The organism is Amycolatopsis sp. NPDC051128, assembly GCF_040682715.1.
Taxonomy (GTDB): Bacteria; Actinomycetota; Actinomycetes; order Mycobacteriales; family Pseudonocardiaceae; genus Amycolatopsis.
The window spans coordinates 33,307-59,066 of the sequence record NZ_JBFBBN010000014.1 but is presented as its reverse complement, the minus strand read 5'-3'; the positions used below and the strand labels follow the sequence as shown (position 1 = coordinate 59,066).

Below are 25,760 nucleotides of genomic sequence, written 5' to 3'. Positions count from 1 at the left end.
GGCCGGCTTCCTACTCGTTGGTAGTAAGCCTGCCGCAGTCCCGCCGGTTCCGCAGGTTCAGCGCGGCTCGCCGTTGATCGTCACGTTCGTGAACTTCGCGTTGTCCACGTACTTCAGTGTGTTCGAGGTGTCGGCCACCCCCGCGAACTTCGAGTTCGCCACGGCCAGCCCGTGCACGTGGGCGTTCGAGAGCCCGCTGACGTCGAACGTCTTGCCCGCGATCTTCGTGCTCGCGCAGTCGCTGATCGTGAACGGCCCGAACGACGGAACGTGGCTCCCGGTCTGGCTGTTGTAGGTGGACGTCACGTACACGAAGTTCCGCGCGAAGGTGCCGGAAACACTGTCAAGGTTGACGTTCTCGGTGAACCCGCCACGCAGCGTGTTCGACTTCACGTACAGCGCGAACTTCGTGGCACCCTTCACGGTGAGCTTGTACGCGTAGACGTTGCGGATCCCGCCGGTCTGCTCGCTGCCGCAGGTGATCGCGCCCCAGTTGCCGTTCATCACGCAGTTGACGACGACGAGGTTCTGGCACGGCACATTCACGCGGCGCCCGTCGGCGTCGCGGCCGGACTTGATCGCGATGTTGTCGTCGTGCGCGCCGAGGACGCAGTTCGCGATGACGACGTGGTCGCACGACTCCGGGTCGCAGCCGTCGGTGTTGTTGTGCGCGGTGCTGGGATCGGTGCTGACGCCGTCGACCGTGACGTTGCGGCACAGCGTCGGGTGCAGCTGCCAGAACATCGAGTTCTTCAGCGTAATGCCCTGGATCAGCACGTTCTCACAGGCGTACGGCTCGACGAACGCCGACCGCATGGTGTGCCCCGATCCGGGAACCACGCGCTTTTCCGGCGCGATCCCCTTGGCCACCAACGATTCCAGGTAGGCGCGGTCGCTGCCCTTGTTCCACGACGACGTCGCCGCCGCGTCGAGCGTGCCGCTGCCGGTGAGGCCGATGTTCTTTTCCTGGTAGGCGTAGATCATCGGCGAGCGGTTGACGCACTCGATGCCTTCGTAGCGCGTCAGGACGTTCGGGAACTTCGCCGCGTCGCCACTGAACTTCAGCACCGCGCCGGATTCGAGGTGCAGGTCGACGTTGCTCTTGAGGTAGATCGCGCCGGTGAGGAAACTGCCGCCGGACGGCACGACGACGTGGCCGCCGCCGGCCGCGGCGCAGGCGTCGACCGCTTTCTTGATCGCCGCGGTGTTGTCGGTCTTGCCGTCGTTCTTCGCGCCGTAGCCGGTGATCGGGAACGACCGGTCGGGGAACGTGGGAATCGCGGTGTTCGCGACGATGTCGTTCGCCGCCGGCCAAGGGAGCGGGGGAACGTCGATCCGGGGTGCCGCCGAGGCGACGGCCGGGAGCAGCGGCACCGCCGCCACCGCGAGCCCGCCTTTGATCAGCTGCCGCCGGGTGAACCTGCCGTCCATGGACGCCTTCCTTCACGGGAAAGACTTCGTGCGACGGCGGAACCACGGCACGGACCGTGGGCACGACGAACTCTAAGCGCGGAAGCGGCCCCAGTCCAGGCTTGCGCGATCGGCGAACGGGCTGTCATGATCGGGTCATGTCGATTCGAAAGGGCGTGCGCGCCCTCGCGCGTTGAGCGCCTCCCGGCGGCCGGACCGCCGATCTCCCGATATTTCCGAGTGGTTGAACCACGCCCTCTGCACGGATCCCGCGGATCGTCCCGCGACCGAAGACGCCATCAGCCGGCTCTACGCCCTGCTTGGCGAGCCGCCCCCGCGGTTCGTCTGGGTCGATTCCCCCAACGCTGCCGTGCCGCACCTGGAACCGTCACCTGCCCTTTCCATTGAACCGGTGCACGCCCGCATGGCGACCCGGGTGACCGCGTTGCGGAAACGTCGGTACGACGTCTCTCCCGAGGCGCGGCAGATCGTCAAGGAAGCCATCGCCGGCCTGATCCGGGCCGGCATCCGGCAGTCGCTCAGCCTTTACTGGTACGGCCAGCAGGACGCCTACTGGGTGACACCGGACTCGGGTGACCCGGAGATGGAGCTGTGGGCGACCCTCGTCCGCTCCTGCGGCTGGTGGTGGCCGCGCGACGGCGTCTGCTTCGTCGCGGAACGGCCGTTGGCCATCCGTCTTGACGACGAGGGCCGGCTCCACAGCGCGACCGGGCCCGCGGTGGTCTACCCCGACGGCTGGGGTGTGCACGCCTGGCACGGCACGCGGGTGCCGTCTTGGGTGATCGAAGACCCCACCGCGGACCGGATCAACCGGGAGTTCAACGTCGAGGTGCGCCGCTGCGCGGTCGAGCACCTGGGCTGGACGGCCTACATCGAGCAGGCCGGGCTGCGGATCCTGAGCCGGGCAGCCGATCCCGGCAACCCTGGTTGTGAACTGCAGCTCTACGACCTGCCGCCGCAGAAGTGGCACGCGCCTTCGCGACTGTTGCTGGCGGTGAACGGCTCGGTGGAGCGCGACGGCACCCGCCGTCGCTACGGGCTGCGCGTGCCCGCCGAATTCGACCATCCCCTCGACGCGGCCGGCTGGTCGTACGGACTCACCGGAGCCCAGTACGCGCGCCTGCGGCGCCGGACCTGACTTCCCTGAGGTGATCACATGTTTCTTGCCGAACTGCTCGACCGGACCGGACTCGACGTCCTCGACCACCTGGACCGCCAGGTCACCGTGCCGGTGATCGACGGGCTCCAGGCCCAGGGCGACCTGATCGTGCTGCCGCTGGCGTTGCTGGGCCCGGTGCCCCAGCGCAGTGGCTGGTGGAACCTGCCCGCCGAAGGCCGCGAACTCGTCCGCGGCGAGGCGGGCAACAACCCGCACACGCTCGTCGCGGACCCCGGCACCTGCCGGTGGACGACGTGGCTGAACGACCCCGAACGGCTGGCGATCGCGGCCTTCGAGAACACCGCGCCGGCGTACCTCATCCACCCGGAACACGGTGGCACCGGGATCGCGCCCGGCACCTGGCTCGTCCGCCGCCAGCGTGAGATGGGCGCCGGTTTCCGGAAGCCGGTCCTGATCGCGGACTGACACTCCGCGGGCTCTGTCCTGAAGTCCGTGAATGTCGCATTGAGGGACTTGAAGTCCCTCAATGCGACATTCACGGACCTTGGCGAAGCGGAGCAGCCACAGGGCGCTCAGGCCAGGTCGGGGCCCTTCGAGCGCAGGTCGTCGACCTTGCTCATCGCCTCGCGCAGCTCGCCGAGCCAGGTGTCGGCGTGCTGGCCGACCAGGCGCACGGCCCAGGCCAGCGCGTCCGACCGCGAGCGCGCGACGCCGGCGTCGACGAGCGTGTCGAGCACCAGGCGTTCCTGCTGCCGCAGCCGGGTCATCACCGGCGCCGAGTGCGTCGTGAACAGCGCGCTCGTCCCACCGAGACGCGCGCCCCACGCGACCTTGCGCTGGTAGCGATGCTCGGCCTGGCGCGCGATCTCGATGCGCTCGTCGCGCGTCTCCTCGCGGTACCGGCTGATCCGGCCCTCCTCGGCCGCCGCGCGGGCCGCGTCGTCGGCGTACTCCTCGGTCAGCGCCGGCAGCTCGCCGACGACGATGATCTCTTCGCGGTCGACCGTGACCTCCGGCGCGCCGGTGAACCAGCCGTCGGGCAGGCGCCCGCCGAACCAGGCCGCCGCGTCGTCCGCCGAAGGCACCTCGGCCTGCTGCCAGCCGCGGCTGCCCTTCCAGCCTCGTCCCATGTCTGCCACCTCCGCGATTACATGATTACAACACTACTCACGCTACGCTCGATACGACAGAATCGGGACGGCGTTCACCCAGGGCGATCAGAGCTGGGCGGCGAGGGCTTCCGGCGTCGTCACCGGGCGGTCGCAGACGTAGCCGCGGCAGACGTACGCCGCCGCGGCGCCGTCGACCAGGGGGCGGTCCGCCAGCAGCGGGACGCCCGGCGCGTCCGGCTCGCCGGCCAGGACGATGCCGCCGCCGTGGATGCCGCGGGCCGCCGCGAGGCGCAACGCCGGGTCGGCGCCGACGACCGCGACCTGCACCGGGCCGGACTGCAGCGTTTCGGCGACCGACAGCCAGTGCCCGGCAAAGCGCGGCACGCGGCCGGCCAGCACCCCGACGCGGCGAAGGGCCTGCTCAGCGGCCTCGCGGTAGCGCGCCGCACTCTCGTGCCCGGCGAGCGCGGACGCCGTCAGCAGCGCCCCGGCCAGCGCGGACGCCCCGGCGGGGCTGGCGTTGTCGCCCGGGTCGGCCGGGCGCTGGACCAGCGCCTCGGCGTCGTCGGCGGTGTCGAAGTACGCGCCCGGGACGTCCGGGGACGCGAAGCGCGCCAGCGCCAGGTCGAGCAGCCGGGTCGCCTCGGTGAGCCACTTCGCGGCGCCGGTCGCCTGGTGCAGCGCCAGGAACCCGTCGGCGACGCAGGCGTAGTCCTCCAGCACCCCGACGGATTCCCCGACGACGCCGTCGCGCGAACTCCGGCGAAGACGCCCGTCGACGACGTGCACGCGCAGCAGCAGCTCGGCCGCGTCGCGCGCCCACTCGATCCACTGTGGACGGTCCAGGGCGACGCCCGCCTCGGCCAGCGCCGTGATCGCCAGACCGTTCCAGGCCGCGATCACCTTGTCGTCCCGGCCCGGCTGCGGACGCTTCGCCCGCTCTTCGAGGAGCTTGACGCGGATTTCCCCGAACGGCGCGTCCCCGAGCAGCCGCAGGGTCGACGCGCCGTCCTCGAAGGTGCCCTCGGGAGTGACGCCGAACACCTCGGCCGCCCGCGCGCCGTCTTCGTCGCCGAGCACGTCACGCAGCTGCGACGGCGTCCAGACGTACGTCAGGCCTTCGACGCCTTCGGTGTCCGCGTCGAGCGAAGACGCGAAGCCGCCTTCGGGCGTCCGAAGACCTTCGAAAAGGAACTCCGCGGTCCCCGCGGCGACGCGCGACGCCGTGGCCGACCCAGTCCGGCGCCACAGGTGGGCGTAGAACCTCAGCAGCAACGCGTTGTCGTACAACATCTTCTCGAAGTGCGGCACGATCCACTCGGCGTCGACGGAGTAGCGCGCGAAGCCGCCGGCCAGCTGGTCGTACATCCCGCCGCGGGCCATCGCCTCGGCCGTGGAGTCCACAAGGGACAGTGCGACCGAAGATCCCGTGCGTTCGTGGTGGCGCAGCAGGAACTCCAGCACCATCGACGGCGGGAACTTCGGCGCGCGGCCGAAGCCGCCGTTGACCGGGTCCGCCTCCTGCTGGAGCTTCCCGACCGCGGCGGCGAGCGCGGCTTCGTCCACCACCGACTCCTTGAGCGGTCCGCTCTGCTCGGCGAGGTGCGCGACGATCTGCTTCGCGCCGTCCAGCAGTTCGTCCGGCCGCTCCTGCCACGCCTCGGCGACGGCGGCGAGCAACTGCCGGAACGACGGCATGCCCGGCCGCGGCGACGGCGGGTAGTACGTGCCGCAATGGAACGGCTCGCCGTCCGGGGTGAGGAAGCAGGTCATCGGCCAGCCGCCCTGCCCGGTCATCGCCTGCGTGGCGGCCATGTACACCGCGTCGATGTCCGGCCGCTCCTCACGGTCGACCTTGATGTTGACGAAGTTCGCGTTCATGACGGCCGCGGTCCCGGCGTCTTCGAACGACTCGTGCGCCATCACGTGGCACCAGTGGCACGCGGCGTAACCCACGGAAAGCAGGATCGGCACGTTCCGCCGCCGCGCCTCGACGAGCGCGTCGGCGCCCCACGGCCACCACTCGACCGGGTTGTCCGCGTGCTGGAGCAGGTAAGGGCTGGTCGCACTGGCGAGGCGGTTCATGTCTCCAGGGTGGCACCCACGAAAACCGGGCGCGCGGCAGCCACAAGAAATCTCGCGGGCCGCGGCAACCTTTCGCCGGCCGGCGGCAACCCGGTGTCGTCCGGCCACGCGGTCGGCGTCAGAGGCAGCGACCGAAAGAGAGCACCGACATGTCCCCTCGCCCACCCACGCCGTCGCAGGCGTCCTCCGCCGGCGGACGTGGCCGCCCAGCCCGCCGCGGACGCCGGTGGTTCCAGCGCCGGGGTTTCTGGGCGGCCGTCGTCCTGTCCGTCGTGACCGGCTCCGTGGTCGTGGTCAGCACGGCCTCGGCGGGAACCGTGGACCCGGATTCCTGGTACGTCCTGGTCAACCGCAACAGCGGCCAGGCGCTGGACGGTCTCGCCTACGCCAAGAACGACGGCGCGGCGGTGGTCCAGTGGGGCCGTCACGACGGGGCCAACCAGCAGTGGCGGTTCATCGACGCGGGTGACGGCTACTACCGGCTGCAGAACCGCAACTCCGGCAACGTGCTGGACGACTACCACTGGTCGAAGACCGCCGGTTCCGCCATGGTGCAGTGGCACGACCTGAGCGGCGCCAACCAGCAGTTCCGCCTGGAGAAGTCGCCGGACGGCCACGTGCGCCTGATCAACCGCTTCAGCGGCATGGCCGTCGAGGTCCAGGCCGGCTCCAAGACCGCCGGGGCACGCATCGCTCAGTACTACGACTGGGGCGGCGCCAACCAGCAGTGGCAGCTCGTCCCGGCCGGGAGCGTCGGCAGCTCCGGCAGCACCGCCACGCCCACTACGTCCACCACACCGCGCGGCAGCGTGGCCACGACGAGCCAGGCCCCGAGCAGCACCCGCCCGTCGCCGACGTCGCCGGCTCCGGCCGCCGACAGCCGTGGTGGTACCGCGACGACCCGGTTCATGGGGAGCAGCACGGTACTCATCGGCGGCTCGATGAAGGACGCCTCGGCGACGGCCGCGCCGTTCGACGTGCGGTACAACTACGTGCACAGCCAGCCGGCGCCCTCCTCGGACTACTACACGGCGGCACGCTGCAAACCCGAGTGGTCGAGCTGGTGGGGCTGCTGGACCGGCGAAACCACGGCTCCCGGCTTCTACGTGACCTGGGGCGACGACCACGTGGCCCAGGCCACCTACCAGGGCAAGCCGCGCCCGCAGAAGTACTTCTGGACCTGGTATTCGTTGCGCGACCTCGGGGACGCGGCTGGCCAGGGCGACGGTCCCGGCGAGGTCGTCGCCATCAACCGGACCGACCTGCTCACCCGCTACCTCGACGACTACCGCTTCTTCCTCCAGAAGATCGGCACCTCCCACGACATGATCGACATCGAGCCCGACTTCTGGGGCTACGTCCGCTCCCTCGGCAACCCGCACCAGGTCGCCGCGCAGGTCAAGCCCGCGAATCCGACGGACTGCGGCGCGCAGGAGAACAGCGCCGCCGGCCTGGCCGCTTGCCTGGTGGCGATGGCGCACAAGTACGCGCCGAACGCGGGCGTGGGACTCCACCTCACCTGCTGGGACTGGGAGACCAACCTCCAGGGGTGCGTGAAGGACTACGCGGAACTCGGCGCGAAGAACGCCGACTTCCTGGTCTCCGACGTGTCGGACCGCGACGCCGGCTGGTACGCGAAGCCGGAGAACGGCGGCCGTAACACCTTCTGGACCGACCAGCAGGCCGCTGCCGCGCTGAGGTTCTACAAGACCATGGCCGAATCGGCGGGCAAGCCCGTGGTGCTGTGGCAGATCCCGGTGGGCAACATGGCGCAGAACAACACCATGAACCACTACAAGGACGACAAGGTGGACTGGTTCTTCGCGCACCTCGACCAGGTGGCGGACGCGCACGTCGCCGCCCTCCTGTTCGGCGCCGGACAGCAGGAACAGACCTCGGTCGAGACCGACGGCGGAAACCTGATCGGCAAGACGATCGCGTACCGCGACTCGGGTGGTACAGCGCTCCGGTAGCCGACCGGTGATCGCGCACCCGCGAAAACCGGGCGCGCGGTCACCGGCCGTTCGGCCACACTGTGCCGGTGTTGCTGACGATCACGACGACCCGTAACCCCGCCACCGACCTGGGTTTCCTCCTGCACAAGCACCCGGAGAAAGCCCAGTCCGTCGCGCTCTCGGCAGGCACCGCGCACGTCTTCTACCCGGAGGCGTCGCCGGAGCGGTGCACCGCCGCGTTGTTCGTCGAGATCGACCCGATCGAACTCGTCCGCGGAGGCGGGACTTCGCTGACGCAGTACGTCAACGACCGGCCGTACGCCGGTGGGTCGTACCTCGCGGTCGCGCTACGGGCCGCGTTCACGACGGCGCTCGCGGGGCGCTGCGCCGCGCGTCCCGAACTCGTCGACGAGCCCTTCGACCTGGAGATCCACGTGCCGTCGCTGTCCGCGCGCGGCGGGGCCGAGGTCGTGCACAAGCTGTTCGAGCCGCTCGGCTGGCGCGTCACGACCGCGCCGATCCCGCTCGACCCGCGGTTCTCGCAGTGGGGCGACAGCCACTATGTCGACTTGCGGCTCACCGGCCCCCAGCGCGTCGCCGACGCGCTTCGCCACCTCTACGTGCTGCTTCCGGCTCTCGACGGCGACAAGCACTACTGGGTCGGCCAGGACGAGGCCGACAAGCTGCTGCGCGCCGGCGACGGCTGGCTCGCCGGGCACCCCGAGCGGACGCTGATCACGAACCGCTACCTCGAGCGGCGTCGCCCGGTCGTCACGTACGCGCTTTCGCGGCTGGCCGAGGCCGACGACGTCCCGGCGGAGGCCGAAGCGGTGGTCACCGAGGTGCCGGACCGCCCGGAACCGCTGGCCACCCAGCGGCACGGCAGCGTACTGGCCGCGTTGCGGGCCGCGGGCGCCCGGCGCGTGCTCGACCTCGGCTGCGGGACCGGCGCGCTGCTGCGCGTCCTCGAAAAGGACCGGTCGTTCACCGAGATCGTCGGCGTCGACGTCTCCGCGAGCGCCCTTGACATCGCGGAGAAGCGGCTGAAGGACAACACCCGCGTCACGCTGCGGCAGTCCGCGCTGACCTACGCCGACCCGGCGCTGGCCGGGTACGACGCGGCCGTGCTCATGGAGGTCGTCGAACACGTCGACTCCGACCGGCTCCCGGCACTGGAACACGCGGTGTTCGGCGTCGCGGCGCCGCGCACGGTACTCGTCACGACGCCCAACGCGGAGTACAACCGGCTGTTCGAGTTCCTGCCGATGGGGCATTTCCGGCACGCCGACCACCGGTTCGAATGGACACGAGCCGAGTTCCGCGCCTGGGCGGACGGCGTCGCGACCCGGCGCGGCTACGACGTCCGGTACCTGCCGATCGGACCGGAGGACCAGGAATCAGGACCGCCGACCCAGTTGGCGGTCTTCACCACCCACGAGGAGGTGGCCGCGTGAAGCTGACCGTTCCCGACATGTCGCTCGTCGTGCTCGTCGGCGCTTCCGGCTCCGGCAAGTCGACCTTCGCGCGCACGCACTTCGCGCCGACGCAGGTGCTCTCCAGCGACTTCTTCCGAGGGCTCGTCGCCGACGACGAAAACGACCAGCCCGCGTCGGCCGACGCCTTCGACGCGCTGCACTACGTCGCGGCGAAGCGGCTCGCGGCCGGGCGGATGACCGTCATCGACGCGACGAACGTCCAGCGCGCTTCGCGGGCGAGCCTGGTGAAGCTCGCGAAGGAGCACGACGTGCTGCCGACGGCGATCGTGCTCGACCTGCCGATCGCGGTCTGCGCCGCGCGCAACGCTTCGCGCGCCGACCGCGACTTCGGCGACCACGTGATCCGGCGGCAGCGCGGCGAGCTGCAGCGGTCGCTGAAGTCGTTGGAGCGCGAGGGTTTCCGGCGCGTGCACGTGCTGCGCGGCGAGGCCGAGGTGGCCGCGGCGGAGATCGCCGTCGAGCCGCTGCGCAACGACAAGCGCGAGCTGACCGGGCCCTTCGACGTGATCGGCGACGTCCACGGCTGCGCGGCCGAGCTCGAGGAGCTGCTGGCCGAGCTGGGGTACGTCGACGGCGTGCACCCGGCCGGGCGGACCGCGGTGTTCGTCGGCGACCTCGTCGACCGCGGCCCGGACACCCCGGGCGTGCTGCGGCGCGTGATGGGGATGGCCTCGTCCGGCGCCGCGCTCGTCGTGTGCGGCAACCACGAGCAGAAGCTGGTGCGCGCGCTGCACGGCCGGAAGGTCAACGTCGCGCACGGGCTCGCCGAGTCGCTCGAGCAGCTCGGCGCGGAAAGCGAGGAGTTCCGGCGGGCGGCCCACGAGTTCTGCGACGGGCTGATCGCGCACTACGTCCTCGACGGCGGCAACCTCGTCGTCGCGCACGCCGGGCTGCCCGAGCGGTACCACGGGCGCGCGTCCGGGCGGGTCCGCAGCATGGCGCTGTACGGCGACACGACCGGCGAGACCGACGAGTACGGCCTGCCGGTGCGGCTGCCGTGGGCCCGCGACTACCGCGGGTCCGCGATGGTCCTCTACGGGCACACGCCGACGCTGGAAGCGGAGTGGGTCAACAACACCATGTGCCTCGACACCGGGGCCGTGTTCGGCGGGAAGCTCACCGCGCTGCGGTACCCCGAGCGCGAAGTCGTCTCGGTCCAGGCGCACCAGGTCTGGTACGAGCCTTCTCGCCCGCTTGACGCGTCGCGGCCGCTGGGCGGGCGCGAACCCGCGGTGCTGGAACTGGCCGACGTCACCGGGAAGCGGATCGTGCAGACCGCGCACCACGGCCGGGTCGGCGTCTCGGCGGAACAGTCCGCGGCGGCGCTGGAGGTGATGAGCCGGTTCGCGGTCGACCCGCGGTGGCTGGCCTACCTGCCACCGACGATGGCGCCGTGCTCGACGTCGGCTCGCTCCGACTACCTCGAGCACCCGGAGGAGGCGTTCGCCGAGTACCGGGCGGCCGGCGTCCAGTCGGTGCTCTGCGAGGAGAAGCACATGGGCTCACGGGCCGTCGTGCTCGTGTGCCAGGACGACGAGGTCGCCGCGAAGCGCTTCGGTGTCGAAGGCGGCGGCGCGGTGTACACACGCACCGGACGGCCGTTCTTCTCGGCCGCGCAGAACGCTTCGCTGCTCGCCGACGTACGCGCGGCGGCCGCCGGGCTGTTCGAGGAGCTGGGCTCGGGCTGGCTGCTGCTCGACGCCGAGCTGCTGCCGTGGAGCGCCAAGGCGGATTCGTTGATCTCTTCGCAGTACGCCTCGGTCGGCGCGGCCGCCGAAGCCGTGTTGCCGGCGGCGGTTTCGGCGTTGACGACGGCGGCCGAGCGCGGCATCGACGTCTCGGACCTGCTGGCGCGAACGGCTTCTCGCTCGTCCACAGTGGACTCGTACCGGGCGGCTTACCGGCGCTACTGCTGGCCGACGTCGGGGCTCGACGGGGTCAAGCTGGCGCCGTTCCAGCTGCTGGCGTCCGAAGGAGCGGCGTACCACGACCGGCCGCACGCGTGGCACCTGTCGAGGCTGGACGGCCTCGCCGGGCCCCGCTTCCAGCGCACCCGCACGCTGGAGGTGGACCTGCTGGACTCGTCGTCCATCGACCGGGGCATCTCGTGGTGGGAGGACCTGACGTCCGCCGGCGGCGAAGGCATGGTCGTCAAGCCGGCGGCGAACCTCACGCTGGGCACGCGTGGGCTGGTGCAGCCCGGGGTCAAGGTGCGCGGGCGCGAGTACCTGCGGATCATCTACGGGCCCGACTACACGCTGCCGGTGAACCTGGAGCGGCTGCGCAAGCGCGGGTTGAACCGGAAGCGGATGCTGGCGCTGCGGGAATACGCGTTGGGCCTGGAGGCGCTGGAGCGGCTCGCCCGGGGTGAGCCGCTGTGGCGGGTGCACGAGTGCGTGTTCGCGGTGCTCGCCCTCGAGTCGGACCCGGTGGACCCGCGGCTCTAGCGGGCCGAGGTGATGCGCCCCAATGTGGCGTTGGGTGCACTGGACGCACCGAACGCCACATTGGGTGCACTGGACGCACCCAACGCCACATTGGGGCGTTGGGGCCCCGGGTCAGTCCGCCTTGGCCGAGGACGCGCCGTTCGGCTTCTTCTCCGGCTCCGCCGCGGCCTCGGCTTCCGCCGTCGGCTCGCCGGCCTTCGGTTCCTCGGCGGGCGGGTCGTCGAAGCTGGCCGGGACCCGCTTCAGGTGCTTCGTCATCGAGCGGACCAGGAAGGCCACCGCGATGAGGAACAGGATCAGCACCAGGAAGCCGACCGGGGAGGACTTGCCGAAGTCCTCCCCCTGCCCGCCGTTGTCGCCGTTGCCCGGCTGCTGCGTCAGGACCAGGGCCGACGCGGTCACCGGAAGGGCCACGCCGGCCGGCAGCGTCAGACTCATGTGTTCACCTTCTCCTTGATGCCGGCGAACAGGTCATCCTCCGGCAACGTGCTGTCCACCAGGGACTTGACCAGCTCGTACTCCTCGGTCGGCCAGACCTCGCGCTGCATCTCCAGTGGCACGGCGAACCAGCGGCTGGTCGGGTCGATCTGCGTGGCGTGCGCCTTCAGCGCCTCGTCCCGCACCTCGAAGTATTCACCGCACTCGACGCGGGTCGTCACCCGCTCCATCACATCGGCCTTGTCCGGGTCCCACTTCGACAGCCACTCGGTGTACGGCGACTCGAGCCCGGCCTCCTTCAGCGCCGAGTCGAAGGCCAGCATCCGGGCCCGCGAGAAGCCGTGCATGTAGTACAGCTTCAGCGGCTGCCACGGCTCGCCGGCGTCGGGGAAGCGGTCCGGGTCCGGCGCCGCGTCCCACGCCGCCATCGACACCTCGTGGGTGCGGATGTGGTCGGGGTGCGGGTAGCCGCCGTTTTCGTCGTAGGTCGTGATCACGTGCGGGCGGAACTCCCGGATGACACGCACCAGCGCCTCCGTGGACTCCTCCAGCGGGACGACGGCGAACGAGCCCTCGGGCACCGGCGGCAGCGGGTCGCCCTCCGGCAGCCCGGAGTCGACGAAGCCCAGCCAGCGCTGGCTCACGCCGAGGATCTTGGCCGCGCGGGCCATCTCCTCGCGGCGGACCTCGGCCATGTTCGCCAGCACTTCGGGCCGGTCCATGGCGGGGTTCAGGATGCTGCCCGCCTCGCCACCGGTGCACGTCACGACCAGCACCTCGTGACCTTCGGCGGCGTAGCGCGCCATGCTGGCGGCGCCTTTGCTCGATTCGTCGTCGGGGTGTGCGTGCACGGCCATCATGCGCAGGCGCGGCTTGGTGATGTTTCTCAACTCGTCGGCGTCCACCATGCTCCGAACGACTCCCCTTCTGCCCTTATTCCGCGACCCACCTGCGGGCCGCCCACCCAGCGGGCGGATACTCGAAGACGTACCCGCGTCACCATTGTCCCCACGGGTACGACAAGAACGAGCAGGAGGCCCCGGGTTGGCAGGCGGACCGGCGGAAGCAGCCGTCGGCGGCAGCGCGCCGACGCTGCCGGAGGGCCGGTACGGCACCGCGCGCGGCAAGGCGCCGCGACGCTGGCGCCGTTGGCTCTTCCTGGCCATCGCCCTGCTGGTCAGCGGCGTGATCGCGTGGGTCGCGTACGTCAACCTCGGTTCCGCGCCGATCGACGCCGAGCGCGTAGCGTTCAGCGCCAAACCCGGAAACGCGATGGAAATCACCATCAACGTCACCCGGGACGACGACAACCGGCCGGGCGTGTGCGTCGTCCGCGTCCGCGACAGGACCGGCACCGAGAGCGGCCGCAAAGAACTCTTGGTCCCCGCCGGCGTGAAATACAGCAGGATGACCACGACGATCAAGAGCATCGGGGAGCCGGTGACCGCCGACGTCTACGGCTGCTCGTACGACATACCACGCTATCTGTCAACCCCATAGCGGCCAACGGGGTGAACCACGCGCTCAACGCTCAAAGCGCGGGGAATCAACGGGCGTCAAACTGTCGTACCGTGATACTCTGATCCCTCAGCACGGCCCGCGACGGGCCGTGTTTTTCCTTTATCTCAGCCACGCGGGCACCTATGCCGGCGTGGGCCGGCTTGAACACGCAAGCCTGGCAGGCCCGACGAGGAGATGGTGACCGTGAGCGACACCAAGGTGACCTGGCTCACCCAGGATGCCTACGACCGGCTCAAGCACGAGCTCGACGAAATGATCGAGAATCGGCCGGTCATCGCCGCGCGCATCAACGACAGCCGCGAAGAAGGCGACCTCAAGGAGAACGGCGGCTACCACGCCGCCCGTGAGGAACAGGGCCAGGCCGAGGCGCGCATCCGGCACCTGCAGGAGCTGCTGCGCTCGGCCAAGGTCGGCGAGGCACCCGCGAACGACGGCACCGCCGGCCCGGGCAAGGTGCTCACCGTCCGGTACGAGGGCGACGACGAGGACGAGAAGTTCCTGCTCGCCACCCGCGAGGAAGGCGCCGAAGGCGACCTCGACGTGTACTCCCCGGAGTCGCCGCTGGGCAAGGCCCTGCTCGGCGCCAAGGAGGGCGAGTCGCGCGAGTACGAGCTGCCGAACGGCAAGCTCCAGAAGGTCACGCTCGTCAAGGCGGTTCCCTACACCGACGCCAAGTAATCCGCCGGGCACGCGCGGCCGGTTTCGTGGCCGGACGCGCGCGCCTGCGGCTAGCGTGTCTCCCAGGATCCACATTCTGGGAGGACTGAACGGTGAGCACCGAACCGATCTGCCAGGCCTGCGGCATGCAGTACGCCGTGGCCCGCGACAACTGCCCGGTCTGCGAGGACGAACGCCAGTACGTCCCGCAGTCCGGGCAGCGGTGGACGAACCTCGACACCCTGCGCGCGAGCGGTGACTACACGCCGCGCGTCGAAGAGCAGGGGCCCGGCATCATCGGCGTCGGCTCGACGCCGGGGTTCGCGATCGGTGAACGCGCGCTGCTCGTGCGGGCCGAGTCCGGCAACTTCCTCTGGGACTGCGCCGCGTACCTCGACGACGCGCTGATCCGGCAGGTCCGCGACCTGGGCGGGATCACCGGCATCGCGATCAGCCACCCGCACTACTACACGACGATGGTGGAGTGGGCGCACGCCTTCGACGTGCCGATCTACCTGCACGAAGCCGACGAGCAGTGGATCGGCCGGCCCGACCCGGCGGTCAAGCTGTGGTCCGGCACGACCCTCGACGTCGCGCCCGGCCTGCGGCTGATCAACCTCGGCGTGCACTTCGACGGCGGCACGGTGCTGCACTGGCCGGACGGCGAAGAGGGCCGCGGCGCGCTGCTGACCGGCGACATCGTCCAGGTGATCCCCGACCGCACCCACGTCGGCTTCATGTACAGCTACCCGAACCTCGTCCCCGAGCGCCCGCACATCGTCCGCCGCGCGGCGGAGCTGCTGGCCGGCTACCGCTTCGAGGCGATCTACGGGGCCTGGTGGGACGCGATCGTCCGCACGGACGGCTTCGAGGTCGTCCAGCGCTCGGCGAAGCGCTACCTGGCCCACGTCGCCGACGAAGGCTGAATACTTTCGCACCGAAAGTAACAAAGCGCACTTTCATAGCGAAAGCTCGGCCTCAGCCCCGCGCGGTCCGCTCCAGCAGGGGGCGGACCCGCGGCGGCACCGGCGTCGACAGCGCGATCGACGTCGACGTCCGCAGCACGTCCGGGACGCCGACCACCTTGTCGATCACCCGCTGCAGGTCGTCGTTGCCCCTGGCCACCATCCGGACGAACAGGTCGCCCTGGCCGGTGGTCGCGTGGACCTCGCACACCTCGTCGATCGCCGTCAGCGCCTCCGCCACCTCCGCGCGGCGGCCCTGCGTGATCTCGAGGACCGCGAACGCCGTCAGGCCGTACCCCATGGCCGCCAGGTCCAGCTCCGGCGGGAAGCCGCCGAGGATGCCGCGCTCGGTCAGGCGGTCGAGCCGGGCCTGGACCGTGCCGCGGGCGACGCCGAGCCGGCGCGCGCACTCCAGCACCCCCAGGCGCGGCGAGTCCGTGAGCAACAGCAGCAGCCGCGCGTCCAGCGCGTCGAGGTTCTCCGACATTGCTCTTGCTCCCTGAACAGATTGTCCATCATGACCGCCGACCGTCGGCAGTAGCCGGTCATATTGACCAGCAAAATCTTCGACCATTGCACATCTTGCCCCACAGGTTGATCCTTCGGGGTATGACCCAGACTGCCGAACCGCAGGGTGCCCTCGACGACGTCAGCTACGACCAGCTGCGTCAACTCGTCGGGCTCGTCGACCACGACGCCTCGACCGACCCGTTCCCGGTCAAGGCCATGGACGCGGTGGTGTTCATCGCCGGCAACGCCACCCAGACCGCCTGGTACTACCAGATCGCGTTCGGGATGCGGCTCGTCGCGTACTCCGGTCCCGAAACCGGTGACTACGAGCGCAAGTCCTACGTGCTCAAGTCCGGCTCGGCGCGGTTCGTCATCACGGGCGGCGTGAAGCCGGATTCCCCGCTGCTCGACCACCACCGCCGGCACGGCGACGGCGTCATCGACCTGGCGCTCGAGACCACCGACGTCGACAAGTGCGTCGAGCACGCCCGCGCGCAGGGCGCCACCATCCTCGAGGAGCCGCACGACGTCTCCGACTCCCACGGCACCGTGCGCGTCGCCGCGATCGCGACCTACGGCGAAACCCGCCACTCGCTGGTCGACCGGTCGCGCTACACGGGCGTCTACCTGCCCGGTTACGAGCCGCGCGAGAGCACGATCAAGCGGCCCGAAGGCGCGCCGAAGCGGCTGTTCCAGGCCGTCGACCACTGCGTCGGCAACGTCGAGCTCGGCAAGATGGACTACTGGGTCGACTGGTACCGCCGCGTCATGGGCTTCGTGAACATGGCGGAGTTCGTCGGCGACGACATCGCCACCGAGTACTCGGCGCTGATGAGCAAGGTCGTCTCGAACGGCAACCACCGGGTGAAGTTCCCGCTGAACGAGCCCGCCGTGGCGAAGAAGAAGTCGCAGATCGACGAGTACCTCGAGTTCTACGACGGCGCCGGCTGCCAGCACATCGCGCTGGCCACCAACGACATCATCGCCACGGTCACCGCGATGCGCGCCGCCGGCGTGGAGTTCCTCGACACCCCCGACTCGTACTACGACGACCCCGAGCTGCGCGCCCGGATCGGCAACGTCCGCGTGCCGATCGAGACGCTCAAGGAGCACAGCATCCTGGTCGACCGCGACGAGGACGGCTACCTGCTGCAGATCTTCACCAAGCCGATCGGGGACCGCCCGACCGTGTTCTACGAGCTGATCGAGCGGCACGGTTCGCTGGGCTTCGGCAAGGGCAACTTCAAGGCTCTGTTCGAGGCGATCGAGCGCGAGCAGGAGCGCCGAGGCAATCTTTAACGTCGAGGCGCCATCAGGCACAGCCGAGGCAATCTCTGACAGACAACACCGCAAAGGCCACCGTGGGAGACCTCCGGGTCCCCTATGGTGGCCTTTCGCGTGGAATCGGGAACCGCGGGCGGCCCGGATCCGTCAGTGGGGAGAAGCAGAGAGAAGGGGCCGGGATGCCGGACAGCATCGACGCCAGCGACGCGATGATCGACAACTGGACCAAGCGGCTCGAGGAGAACGCCGCCCGGTACCAGGCGCTGGCCGATCGCATGCAGGGCCAGTCGGTCACCGAGCGGTCCAAGGACGGCTCGGTGCAGGTGACCGTCGATTCGCGTGGCCTGCTGAAGAACCTGGTCATCGCCGAAGCCGCGGCCGGCAAGCGGATGGCCGACGTGTCGGCGCAGGTGATGCAGCTGGTGCAGCGCGCGCAGGCGCGGATCCCGGAGCTGCTGCAGCAGGCGATGACCGAGACCACGGGCACCGGCGACCAGGCCGCGGTGGAAATCGTCCGCGAAGCGCAGAGCACCTTCCCGGCGCCGCCGCCGGAGCCGGAGCCCGCGTTCCCCGAACCCGACCGCGTCCGCCGGTTCCTGCCGGACGACGCCGACGAGCAGCCGCGCACCCCGCCGCCGCCTCCGCAGCAGCAGCCACAACCGCCGCGGCGCCGGCGTCCGGTCGACGACGACGATGACGAATTCGGCGGACCGATTCTTTCCTGAGGGGGAACTGTGGCAGACGTGGAACTCAGCACCGACCTCACGGCGCACGCGAAGCAGCTCGACGCGATCGGTGACGGGTTGCAGCAGGCCGTCGACGCGGCGAACCAGGTCAGCATGCCGACCGACGCGTACGGCATCCTCTGCCAGCCGTTCCGGATGATGCTCGACCCGGTCGAGCAGTACGGGATCGAAGCGCTGAAGGACGCCGTGCAGGCGATGACCGCCGTTTCCGGCAAGGTCCGCGAAGCCGCGGCGGCCTACCACCGGTACGAGTCCGGCGTCGCCGACGACCTGAACAAGTCCGCGGGCGGTGCGTGATGCCGGAGGGGAACCCGCTCGTCGCGGACGCCAAGAAGGACCCGGACGGGCCGGGCGCGCTGACGGCGGGCAACGGCGACTACGGCTGGGCGGGCGGCATCGGGATCGCCGAGTCGTCGATGGACGCGTTCAACGGCATCAAGGACGGCGACTGGGTCTCGGGCGGGCTCGGCATGCTGAGCCTGGCCGGCGAGATCGCGGGGGCCGCGATCGATCCGTTCGGCTACCTGATGTCGTCGGTGGCGTCGTTCCTGATGGAGCACATCCAGCCGCTCAAGGACATGCTCGACTCCGTCGCGGGCAACCCGCCGGTGATCCAGTCCTATGCGGACACGTGGGGGAACGTGTCGAAGGCGCTGGGCGAGCGCAAGACCGACTTCGACAACGCGGTCAAGACCGGCACCACCGGCTGGACCGGTGAAGGCGCCGACGCCTACCGCAAGTTCGCCGCCGAGCATTCCGAGGCGCTGTCGGGCGCGGCGACGGTGGCCGGGGCGATCAGCACGGTCACGATGATCATGGGCCAGGTCGTGTCGTTCGTCCGGGAGACCGTGCGGCAGCTGATCGCCGATCTGGTCGGCAAGCTGATCGCGTGGGTGATGGAGGAGGTCTTCTCCCTCGGCTTCGGCACGCCGGTCGTGGTGGCGCAGGCGTCGGCCGCGATCGCCAAGTGGGGCAAGAAGATCGGGGAGCTGCTCAAGAAGCTGACCGACACGATCCGCAAGGTGTCGCCGCTGCTGTCGAAGCTGGTCGACGTCTTCGAGAAGATCGCCAAGGTCTTCGGCAAGGTGCTGGGCAAGGTCAGCGGCCTGGACGGGCTGAAGGTCAAGGAAGGCGGCTTCGTCCGCAAGATCCCCAAGAAGGGCGGCGGCGCCCACCCCCGCGCCCACGGCGGCGCGGACGGCGACAGTTCACCCGACAGTTCACCCAGTGGTGACCCGGACTCGCCGAGCGCCGATTCCTCGCCCGGCTCGGGTTCCCGGCGGGACGGGGACAGCTCGCCGTCCACCCGCGGCGACGACAGTTCGCCGACCCACGCGGGCGACGGGGACAGCAACCCGTCGACGGCCCGGTCGGGCGACAGCAGCCCTTCAGCGACCCGCGCCGACGATGGCAGCGCGCCTCGCTCCGGAGATGGCTCGCCTTCGCGCGGCGGGGACTCGAGCCCGTCGCCTACTCGTGCCGGCGACAACTCATCCACGCACGCCGGAGACTCCAGCCCCTCGCCGACTCGCACGCCCTCGCACGCCGGAGACAGCAGCCCGTCCCCGACCCGCGGGGCCGACAGCACGCCTTCGCACGCCGCGGACAGCAGCCCATCACCCACCCGGGCGGGCGACAGCAGCCCCTCGCCGACTCGCTCGCCCGGAGACAGCAACCCGTCGCCCACCCGCGCCGGCGACAGCACCCCCACGCACGCCGGAGACTCCAGCCCGTCCCCGACCCGCGGGGCCGACAGCACGCCTTCGCACGCCGCGGACAGCAGCCCGGCGCCCACGCATTCCGGTTCGCCGAGTCATGCCGACGGGGGTGGCTCCCCGCACTCCGGCTCCTCGCCCGCCGCGCGGTCCGATGGGCCCGGCTCGCACGCGGGTTCTGACACCCCGAGCAGCGCCGCGCCGCCGCGGGCCGACGGCACCACCTCCGCCAGCGGCACCGCGCCGGCCGCTCCGCGCACCGGGGATCCCGGGACCCAGGTGCCGTCGCCGCGCGGCGGAGACGGCGCCGCCGCGGCCGGCATCCCGCCGCAGGGTGGCGGCCCGATGGGCGGCGGCATGCCGCCCGGCGGCGCACCCGGTGGCGGCGTTCCCGGCGGCGGTTCCCCACGCACCGGCGGCGGTGGCTGGACCGGCACCCCGGGCAGCCCCGGGGCCCACACCCCGCACGTCGACCCACACGGTCGGCCACGCACCGGCGGTGACCTGCCCGAAGGACGGCCGCGTCCGGCGGACGCGCCCGCACCGGCGGCCCGCGGCTTCGGTCCCGGCACGCACGGCCCGGCCACCCGGCCGGGCGGGCCGGGGCACAGCGGCCCCGGCGGCCCGCACGGCCCGGACAGCGGCACCCCCGGGCACGGCCCGCACGAGAACGGCCCCGGCCACCACGACCCGGACGCCGGCGCCCCGCACCACGGCGAAGACCCGTTGACCCCGGACGAGGTCAACGCGCGGCACTCCGAAAGCACGCCGTCGGGCAGCTCGTACCACGCCGGCGACCCCGACATGGGCGACCTGCCGCACCGCGTGCACCCCGACCCGGACGGGCGCTACACCGTCGACGTGCACGTCACGCCGGACGGGCACGCCCGCATCGGCGACCGGCTCTACACGCCCGAGGAGTTCGCGGACATCCTGCGTCGCAACGCCGACTACGACGGCCGCCCGGTCCGGCTGATCGGCTGCGACGCGAGCTCGAACGACTTCGCGCACCGGCTGTCGCGCGAGCTCGACACCGAAGTCCTCGCCCCCACCAGGCCCGCCTGGACCGACTCCCACGGCCGCGTCTTCTCCTCCGACTACGAGATCGGCCCCGACGGGCGCATGCGGCCGCGGATCCCGCCGGATGGCGAGTGGAACGTCCACCACCCGGACGGCTCGACCCACCGCGCCGGCGACGACGGCTTCGCACCGGACAGCCACCACGGCGACGCGCACGACGTCGACGCCGACAGCGCGGTCGATCGCGGGCAGCGGCCGTACGACCCGGCCGAGCGCGATCAGGACATGCGCGATCTCCGCCGGGACAACCGCGATCTGCGCGAGGAAGGGCTCGACTCGGTCCGGCACCACGACGGCCGGAACGTCAACCCGACCACGGACGATCTGCGGCGGCCGCACGATCGCGCCCTGACCACCTCGAGGTACCGGAGCCTCGAAGGCGGCGTGGAAGACATCCACAGCTTCAGCGGGAAGACCCACGATTGGGCACCCGCGAGCGAAGGCCCGAGCTACCCGAAGCACGAGCGCCTGTTCGAGACCAAGGAAGCCGGTACGTACCGGCCCGAGCTCGGGCAGCCGGACCCGGACGTCAAGTTCGGACGGACCCACGACTCCGAGCCCAAGCTCATGGAGGAGCTGGTCCGCCGCGACTTCGCCGAGCGTTCCGGGCTCCCCCGGGACGAGGTCGACGACATCGTCAAGAAGCAGCTCGAGAAGATGCGGCGCGAAGAGTCGGCCGGCACCAGGACGTACGACAACGGGCTCAAGGGCGACATCGCTCGCGCACAGGACCGGATGGACGGCGCGCTCGACGAAATCAACCGGCGGGCCGCCGACCGAGCCCACGCGCGCGGCGAAAGCTACACGCCGATCACGCGCGAAGGCATGGACGGCGATCTGCGGATGGTCGTGGACCTGCCTTCCACGAAACGCGACAACATCCCGGTGGACTACCAGATCTGCGACTCGTGCCAGGATGTCATCATGCAGTTCGAAAAACTGTTCCCGAATGTCCGCGTCGAGGTTGTCAACCTCAAGGGTGAGGAGCTGATCTGGTGACCGAGCCGAACGACGAAGCCACGGAACGGATCCGTGAAATCTTCGCCGAGGCCGTGTCGAACGGTCTCCGCGCGAATTCGGTGAGCGGTGCGTCCGATGACGAGATCGACACTTGGGCCGCCGAACAAGGCGCTCGTGCGGTCCCGGCCGCCGTCCGCGAAGTCCTCAGGACGATCGGCCGCGACCACGGGTTGTGGCTGGCCGGCAGTTCACTCGGCGTCGACGCGGTGCAACGCGAGGCGAAGAACCACTTGCTGGCCACCCTGCCGGCGCTCGGTGACCCGTTGGAAGACCCCGAAGGCGCGCTCGTTCTGGTGGAACACCAGTCCTACACCTTCCACGTCGTCGACGGCGCGGAAGCCAGCCTGCCGGACCCACCGGTCTGGCTGGTCACCGAGGGCGAAGAGGCCGAAAAACAATGGGCCAGCGTTTCCTTTTGGTTCCGCACCATAACTCCGGACATCGCCCGTTATCGGGAACGCCTGGAAGTGATGCAGGAACTCGGCCGAAAGCGAATTCCGGATTGGGCGCAGTACATTGAACCTCGCTGACAGCGCGCTTTCGGGAATCCCGGCGGTGCCGCGAACCCAGCCCCCGTGGTACCCCCCACCCGGACCTGACCTGCGGGACGCGGAACCGGGACAGGTGGTCCGCTGGATCGCGGGCTGGCTGATGGACGCCGCGCCGGAAGGCTGGCGACGGATCGACATGACCGTCCGGCTGACCACGTCGGTCGAGGAGATCTCGCTGGCGGTCGTCATGCCGGACGGGAGCGCCGCGTGCATGGAACCGCCACCCGACGTCAGCCCGCTGCTGCACGAGCTGCGGAACAAGAAGTACTCGCGCGGGCGCGGGACCTGGCTTTCCCTGCGGCTGACGGTCGAACCGCCGGGGGCGTACCAGGTCGTCTACAACTACGACCTCGACCCGCTGTGGGACCCGCCGGTCGAGACCGACGTCTTCGACGAGGACTTCGAGGTCTTCCACCGCGACGACGAGTGGCTGCCCGCCTGGTACCTGGAGAGCAAGGGCGAGAGCGGCGGCCGGAAGGCCGCCGACGAGCCGAACGACCTGCTGCGCGACCTCAACGACCGCCTGGCGTTCGCGCTGCCGGCGGGCTGGGACTACCTGCAGCTGCAGTACCGTGCGGTCGGCGACCACGAAGAGTCCGGCGCGATCGTGCACACGATCACCGAAACGGTGTACCCGTGGACGCCGCCGGAGCAGGTGCTCGACCTGCTGCGCCGCCACCGCGCCGCCTCGCTGTCCGACGGCCGGGGCACGTGGGTGAGCGTGAAGTACGAGGTCAAGTTCCCCGATTCGGTCAAGGCGCAGTTCAACACGACCGAGGACCCGGGCTTCCAGCAGCAGCCGCCCGCCGAGGCGTACGCCGAGGAGCTGCGGCGCTATCCCCGCTCCGAGCGGCGCACGCCGGACTGGCTGCGCCAGGGCGCCGAAGGGGCCTGACCATGACGCAGCCACCGGGACCGCTGCGGCCGGAGCAGCAGCAGGAGCTCGTCCGGCAGATCGGAGCGGTGCTCGCCGCCCAGCTGCCGCCGGGGTGGCGGCAGCTGCGGGTCGAATACCGCGCCGCGGGCCGGCACGTCGAGGCCGACCTGCTGGTGACCGGCCCGGACGGGCGGCCCCGCGTGCTGCAGCCGCCGCCGGAGGTGGTGCGGCTGCTCGGCGTGCTGCGGTCGGGCATGTACCAGCCCGGCGTCGGCACCTGGCTCGGCGCGATCCTGGTCTTCGAGCCCGGGCCGGCGTCCCCCCACGTCGACTTCGTGCGGCCCGACGTCGAGCCGCCGTTCCAGCGGCAGCCCCCACCGATCGGGTTTCAGGACGAGCTGCGGTTCTTCCCGCGAGCCGACGAACACATCCCGGGCTGGCTGCGGGAACGTGCCGGGCTGACCCCGCCGGCGGCCGAGGGTGCGGTGCGGACCCCGCGGATCTACGACGGCCTCGACGCGTCGGGCAAGCCGCTCGTGCGCCGTCAGCCGCTCGTCCCGGCGGAGGCCGAGCGGGTGCTCGCGTACCTCGACGCGGCGCCGGTCATCCTGGCCTCGCGCAGCAACGGCCCGGACGCGTTCGCGCCGGACCGTACGGACGCGGTGCCGATGAACTTCCGCACCGACGGCGCCTGGGCCTGGCCCGGCGCGGTGGCGTACTACCTGCGTGAACACGGCGTGCCGCCGGATCCGGACCTGGTCGCCCACATCCGGGCCCGGCGCTTCACCGCACCGTCCGAGGTGCCCGAACCCGCCAGGGACCTGGCCCTGGCGGCCATCACCGGCGAAAACCCTCAGTGACATCGGGGCTTCGCCCCGGTCGGGGGCGCCGCCACCCGAACCCCCTGAAAATCCTCAGACGACCGTGTAGCCCGCGTCCGTCAGCGCGACCTCGACTTCCTTGCAGTGCTCCGGACCCCGCGTCTCCAGCGAAAGCACGACGTCGGCCTCACCGAGGTCCAGGCTGCCGGAGATGCGCGAATGCTCGACGTCGAGGACGTTCGCGCCCAGCTCGCTGACACAGGACAGCACGCCGACCAGCGAGCCGGGGCGGTCCGGGACCCGCAGCCTCAGGTGCAGATAACGGCCGCCCGCCGTCATGCCGTGCTGAATGATCCGCAGCAGCAGCACCGGGTCGACGTTGCCGCCGGAGAGGATGGCCACGACCGGCGGCTCGAAGGCGCCGGGGTGCTGCAGCAGCGCCGCGACCGTCGCCGCGCCGGCGGGCTCGACCACCAGCTTGCGCCGCTCCAGGCAGAGCAGCACCGCCCGCGAAAGAGACTGCTCGGACACCGTCACGACGTCGTCGACCAGGGCCTCGACGTGCGCGAAGCTGACCAGGCCCGGCTCGCCGACCGCGATGCCGTCGGCCATGGTGGCGGTCTGGCCCAGCCGGACCGGCGCGCCCGCGGCCAGCGACGGCGGGTACGCCGCGGCCTCTTCGGCCTGGACACCGACGACGCGGACGTCCGGGCGCAGCGCCTTCACCGCCGACGCCACCCCGCCGACCAGCCCGCCACCACCGGTGGCGACCAGGACGGTCTTCACCCCCGGCACCTGCTCCAGGATCTCGAGGCCGACCGTGCCCTGGCCGGCGATGACGTCCGGGTGGTCGAAGGGGTGGATGAACACCGCCCCGGTGCGCTCGCCGAACTCGATCGCCGCGGCGAGGGTCTCCTCCAACAGCGCGCCGTGGAGGTGGACGTCGGCGCCGTACCCGCGGGTCGCGGCGAGCTTCGGCAACGGGGCGCGCAGCGGCATGAAGACGGTGGACCTGGCGCCCAGGAGCGACGACGCGAGCGCGACGCCCTGCGCGTGGTTGCCGGCACTGGCCGCGACGACGCCCCGCTCGCGTTCGGCCTCGGTCAGGCCGTGGATCCGGGTGTAGGCGCCGCGGATCTTGAACGACCCCGTGCGCTGCAGGTTTTCGCACTTCAGGTGCACCGGACCGCCGTGGAGCTTGCGCAGGTCGCGCGCGTGCTCCATCGGCGTCACCCGGGTCACTCCGTTGAGGAGCTTCCGGGCGGCCTGGATCCGCTCGAGGGTGACGAGTTCCATGGCCGGGATGATGCCACTCAGGAGATCCACAGGTTGATCGGACCGTGAGCCGGGTACCCTGGGACGCGTCAACACGCGGTAAACAAGGAGCAACGCATGGCACGGGGGAACGACGCGAACGGCGCCCGACGGGCTCGTGCCACCCGCTCCGCCGGTCTGCTCCCGCTCGTGATCGGCCTGGCCTCGGCGGCCGCGCTCACCGGAGCCGCGTACATCACCGTCGACAGCGCGAGCTGCGGCTCCCCGGCCCAGTACGTCCGCCACGACAGCCACGTCGAACTGGTCGGCGGCTGCGTCGACGGTGCGCACCTGCCGGCCGCCGGCACCCCGAAGACCGGTGGGGTCGTGCACGGCAACTACAACCCCTGAGCGCGCGCGACCAGGACGGTTACCCCGATGTGCCCCTGGGACAGGAAAGTGCCCTCTTCCGCGGCTTTCCTCCGGTCCTCGATGATCAGTTCATGACCGAAACAGCTGCGACCGTTTACGAGCCGGGCCGTGGCCCCGGCCCCGCCAAGCCCTCCGAAGAAGCGGTGTTCCTCCGCAACATGGTCGAAGACCAGCGGGTGGTCATCAAGCTCCGGGTGGAACGCCTTTACGGTGGCGGCCTCGACCTCGGTGCGGGCTGACCCA

General features: G+C 70.8%; 24 protein-coding genes. 17 read left to right on the top strand and 7 right to left on the bottom strand.

All coding sequences use genetic code 11. From position 1 onward, the window contains the following. Positions 1 to 57 precede the first annotated feature (57 nt). Positions 58 to 1,431: a glycoside hydrolase family 28 protein gene (locus AB0M82_RS17100; protein ID WP_364722462.1), complete on the bottom strand. Its 1,374-nt coding sequence runs from the start codon at positions 1,429 to 1,431 to the stop codon at positions 58 to 60. Between the two features lie 391 nt (positions 1,432 to 1,822). Here AB0M82_RS17100 and AB0M82_RS17095 point away from each other — a divergent pair, with 391 nt between their 5' ends. Both AB0M82_RS17095 and AB0M82_RS17090 read left to right on the top strand, forming a co-directional pair. Beyond that, positions 1,823 to 2,569 (top strand): DUF6745 domain-containing protein, encoded by a 747-nt coding sequence (locus AB0M82_RS17095; RefSeq protein ID WP_364722460.1) that lies wholly within the window; start codon positions 1,823 to 1,825, stop codon positions 2,567 to 2,569. 18 nt (positions 2,570 to 2,587) lie between these two features. Beyond that, a complete protein-coding gene (locus AB0M82_RS17090; RefSeq protein WP_364722458.1) occupies positions 2,588 to 3,016 on the top strand; it encodes a hypothetical protein in 429 nt (142 codons plus the stop codon). Positions 3,017 to 3,123: 107 nt separating this feature from the next. Here the strand turns inward: AB0M82_RS17090 and AB0M82_RS17085 are convergent, their stop codons facing one another. Continuing rightward, complete coding sequence (locus AB0M82_RS17085) at positions 3,124 to 3,681, bottom strand: hypothetical protein (RefSeq protein WP_364722456.1); 558 nt, start codon at positions 3,679 to 3,681, stop codon at positions 3,124 to 3,126. 87 nt (positions 3,682 to 3,768) lie between these two features. Beyond that, the gene (locus tag AB0M82_RS17080) at positions 3,769 to 5,748 is read right to left on the bottom strand and encodes a thioredoxin domain-containing protein (protein ID WP_364722454.1); all 1,980 of its coding nucleotides are present in this window, start codon (positions 5,746 to 5,748) and stop codon (positions 3,769 to 3,771) included. 149 nt (positions 5,749 to 5,897) lie between these two features. On the opposite strand from AB0M82_RS17080, the gene AB0M82_RS17075 reads away from it, so the two are divergent. The 3 genes from AB0M82_RS17075 (at position 5,898) to AB0M82_RS17065 (ending at position 11,646) form a co-directional block, all read left to right on the top strand. Next, the gene (locus AB0M82_RS17075) at positions 5,898 to 7,721 is read left to right on the top strand and encodes an RICIN domain-containing protein (RefSeq protein WP_364722452.1); all 1,824 of its coding nucleotides are present in this window, start codon (positions 5,898 to 5,900) and stop codon (positions 7,719 to 7,721) included. A gap of 68 nt (positions 7,722 to 7,789) precedes the next feature. After that, complete coding sequence (locus AB0M82_RS17070; RefSeq protein ID WP_364722450.1) at positions 7,790 to 9,157, top strand: 3' terminal RNA ribose 2'-O-methyltransferase Hen1; 1,368 nt, start codon at positions 7,790 to 7,792, stop codon at positions 9,155 to 9,157. Then, a complete protein-coding gene (locus AB0M82_RS17065) occupies positions 9,154 to 11,646 on the top strand; it encodes a polynucleotide kinase-phosphatase (protein WP_364722448.1) in 2,493 nt (830 codons plus the stop codon). The genes AB0M82_RS17070 and AB0M82_RS17065 overlap by 4 nt, the downstream gene beginning before the upstream one ends. A 111-nt stretch (positions 11,647 to 11,757) precedes the next feature. Here the strand turns inward: AB0M82_RS17065 and AB0M82_RS17060 are convergent, their stop codons facing one another. Together AB0M82_RS17060 and mca are read right to left on the bottom strand one after the other, a co-directional pair. Then, entirely contained in the window at positions 11,758 to 12,084 is a 327-nt protein-coding gene (locus AB0M82_RS17060) for a hypothetical protein (protein WP_364722446.1), read from the bottom strand. After that, the gene (gene mca / locus AB0M82_RS17055; protein WP_364722444.1) at positions 12,081 to 12,992 is read right to left on the bottom strand and encodes a mycothiol conjugate amidase Mca; all 912 of its coding nucleotides are present in this window, start codon (positions 12,990 to 12,992) and stop codon (positions 12,081 to 12,083) included. The genes AB0M82_RS17060 and mca overlap by 4 nt, the downstream gene beginning before the upstream one ends. A 136-nt stretch (positions 12,993 to 13,128) precedes the next feature. Between mca and AB0M82_RS17050 the strand changes: the two genes are divergently transcribed. The 3 genes from AB0M82_RS17050 (at position 13,129) to AB0M82_RS17040 (ending at position 15,188) form a co-directional block, all read left to right on the top strand. Beyond that, a complete protein-coding gene (locus AB0M82_RS17050; protein ID WP_364722442.1) occupies positions 13,129 to 13,584 on the top strand; it encodes a DUF4307 domain-containing protein in 456 nt (151 codons plus the stop codon). A 195-nt stretch (positions 13,585 to 13,779) separates the two neighbouring features. Then, positions 13,780 to 14,283 carry a transcription elongation factor GreA gene (gene greA, locus AB0M82_RS17045; RefSeq protein WP_160696254.1) on the top strand — a complete coding sequence of 168 codons (504 nt, stop codon included), beginning with the start codon at positions 13,780 to 13,782 and terminating at the stop codon, positions 14,281 to 14,283. 92 nt (positions 14,284 to 14,375) lie between these two features. Next, positions 14,376 to 15,188 (top strand): MBL fold metallo-hydrolase, encoded by an 813-nt coding sequence (locus tag AB0M82_RS17040; protein WP_364722440.1) that lies wholly within the window; start codon positions 14,376 to 14,378, stop codon positions 15,186 to 15,188. A 52-nt stretch (positions 15,189 to 15,240) separates the two neighbouring features. Here the strand turns inward: AB0M82_RS17040 and AB0M82_RS17035 are convergent, their stop codons facing one another. Next, on the bottom strand, positions 15,241 to 15,714 hold the full coding sequence (locus tag AB0M82_RS17035; protein ID WP_364722438.1) for an Lrp/AsnC family transcriptional regulator: 474 nt from the start codon (positions 15,712 to 15,714) through the stop codon (positions 15,241 to 15,243). Between the two features lie 122 nt (positions 15,715 to 15,836). Here AB0M82_RS17035 and hppD point away from each other — a divergent pair, with 122 nt between their 5' ends. The 7 genes from hppD (at position 15,837) to AB0M82_RS17000 (ending at position 23,870) form a co-directional block, all read left to right on the top strand. Beyond that, positions 15,837 to 17,036 carry a 4-hydroxyphenylpyruvate dioxygenase gene (gene hppD, locus AB0M82_RS17030; RefSeq protein ID WP_364722436.1) on the top strand — a complete coding sequence of 400 codons (1,200 nt, stop codon included), beginning with the start codon at positions 15,837 to 15,839 and terminating at the stop codon, positions 17,034 to 17,036. Positions 17,037 to 17,200: 164 nt separating this feature from the next. Further along, on the top strand, positions 17,201 to 17,746 hold the full coding sequence (locus tag AB0M82_RS17025; RefSeq protein ID WP_364722434.1) for a YbaB/EbfC family nucleoid-associated protein: 546 nt from the start codon (positions 17,201 to 17,203) through the stop codon (positions 17,744 to 17,746). Between the two features lie 9 nt (positions 17,747 to 17,755). Continuing rightward, the gene (locus tag AB0M82_RS17020) at positions 17,756 to 18,064 is read left to right on the top strand and encodes a type VII secretion target (protein ID WP_364722432.1); all 309 of its coding nucleotides are present in this window, start codon (positions 17,756 to 17,758) and stop codon (positions 18,062 to 18,064) included. Next, on the top strand, positions 18,064 to 21,561 hold the full coding sequence (locus AB0M82_RS17015; protein WP_364722430.1) for a hypothetical protein: 3,498 nt from the start codon (positions 18,064 to 18,066) through the stop codon (positions 21,559 to 21,561). Before AB0M82_RS17020 ends, AB0M82_RS17015 begins: the two co-directional genes overlap by 1 nt. Continuing rightward, positions 21,558 to 22,112: a hypothetical protein gene (locus AB0M82_RS17010; protein WP_364722428.1), complete on the top strand. Its 555-nt coding sequence runs from the start codon at positions 21,558 to 21,560 to the stop codon at positions 22,110 to 22,112. The genes AB0M82_RS17015 and AB0M82_RS17010 overlap by 4 nt, the downstream gene beginning before the upstream one ends. A gap of 94 nt (positions 22,113 to 22,206) precedes the next feature. Then, positions 22,207 to 23,028, top strand: a complete 822-nt coding sequence (locus AB0M82_RS17005) for a hypothetical protein (RefSeq protein ID WP_364722426.1) — start codon at positions 22,207 to 22,209, stop codon at positions 23,026 to 23,028. A 2-nt stretch (positions 23,029 to 23,030) separates the two neighbouring features. Further along, entirely contained in the window at positions 23,031 to 23,870 is an 840-nt protein-coding gene (locus tag AB0M82_RS17000) for a ferredoxin (protein WP_364722424.1), read from the top strand. A gap of 54 nt (positions 23,871 to 23,924) precedes the next feature. On the opposite strand, the gene ilvA is transcribed toward AB0M82_RS17000, so the two are convergent. After that, a complete protein-coding gene (gene ilvA / locus AB0M82_RS16995; protein WP_364722422.1) occupies positions 23,925 to 25,127 on the bottom strand; it encodes a threonine ammonia-lyase in 1,203 nt (400 codons plus the stop codon). Positions 25,128 to 25,223: 96 nt separating this feature from the next. On the opposite strand from ilvA, the gene AB0M82_RS16990 reads away from it, so the two are divergent. Beyond that, the gene (locus tag AB0M82_RS16990; RefSeq protein ID WP_364722420.1) at positions 25,224 to 25,496 is read left to right on the top strand and encodes a hypothetical protein; all 273 of its coding nucleotides are present in this window, start codon (positions 25,224 to 25,226) and stop codon (positions 25,494 to 25,496) included. Positions 25,497 to 25,588: 92 nt separating this feature from the next. After that, a complete protein-coding gene (locus AB0M82_RS16985; protein ID WP_364722419.1) occupies positions 25,589 to 25,756 on the top strand; it encodes a hypothetical protein in 168 nt (55 codons plus the stop codon). The last annotated feature ends 4 nt before the right edge of the window (positions 25,757 to 25,760 follow it).

Coding starts and splice junctions, on each gene's coding strand:
- AB0M82_RS17100 (WP_364722462.1), bottom strand. CDS start 1,431: ATGGACGGCAGGTTCACCCGGCGGCAGCTGATCAAAGGCGGGCTCGCG.
- AB0M82_RS17090 (WP_364722458.1), top strand. CDS start 2,588: ATGTTTCTTGCCGAACTGCTCGACCGGACCGGACTCGACGTCCTCGAC.
- AB0M82_RS17085 (WP_364722456.1), bottom strand. CDS start 3,681: ATGGGACGAGGCTGGAAGGGCAGCCGCGGCTGGCAGCAGGCCGAGGTG.
- AB0M82_RS17080 (WP_364722454.1), bottom strand. CDS start 5,748: ATGAACCGCCTCGCCAGTGCGACCAGCCCTTACCTGCTCCAGCACGCG.
- AB0M82_RS17075 (WP_364722452.1), top strand. CDS start 5,898: ATGTCCCCTCGCCCACCCACGCCGTCGCAGGCGTCCTCCGCCGGCGGA.
- AB0M82_RS17060 (WP_364722446.1), bottom strand. CDS start 12,084: ATGAGTCTGACGCTGCCGGCCGGCGTGGCCCTTCCGGTGACCGCGTCG.
- mca (WP_364722444.1), bottom strand. CDS start 12,992: ATGGTGGACGCCGACGAGTTGAGAAACATCACCAAGCCGCGCCTGCGC.
- greA (WP_160696254.1), top strand. CDS start 13,780: ATGGTGACCGTGAGCGACACCAAGGTGACCTGGCTCACCCAGGATGCC.
- AB0M82_RS17035 (WP_364722438.1), bottom strand. CDS start 15,714: ATGTCGGAGAACCTCGACGCGCTGGACGCGCGGCTGCTGCTGTTGCTC.
- hppD (WP_364722436.1), top strand. CDS start 15,837: ATGACCCAGACTGCCGAACCGCAGGGTGCCCTCGACGACGTCAGCTAC.
- AB0M82_RS17025 (WP_364722434.1), top strand. CDS start 17,201: ATGCCGGACAGCATCGACGCCAGCGACGCGATGATCGACAACTGGACC.
- AB0M82_RS17015 (WP_364722430.1), top strand. CDS start 18,064: ATGCCGGAGGGGAACCCGCTCGTCGCGGACGCCAAGAAGGACCCGGAC.
- AB0M82_RS17000 (WP_364722424.1), top strand. CDS start 23,031: ATGACGCAGCCACCGGGACCGCTGCGGCCGGAGCAGCAGCAGGAGCTC.
- ilvA (WP_364722422.1), bottom strand. CDS start 25,127: ATGGAACTCGTCACCCTCGAGCGGATCCAGGCCGCCCGGAAGCTCCTC.
- AB0M82_RS16990 (WP_364722420.1), top strand. CDS start 25,224: ATGGCACGGGGGAACGACGCGAACGGCGCCCGACGGGCTCGTGCCACC.
- AB0M82_RS16985 (WP_364722419.1), top strand. CDS start 25,589: ATGACCGAAACAGCTGCGACCGTTTACGAGCCGGGCCGTGGCCCCGGC.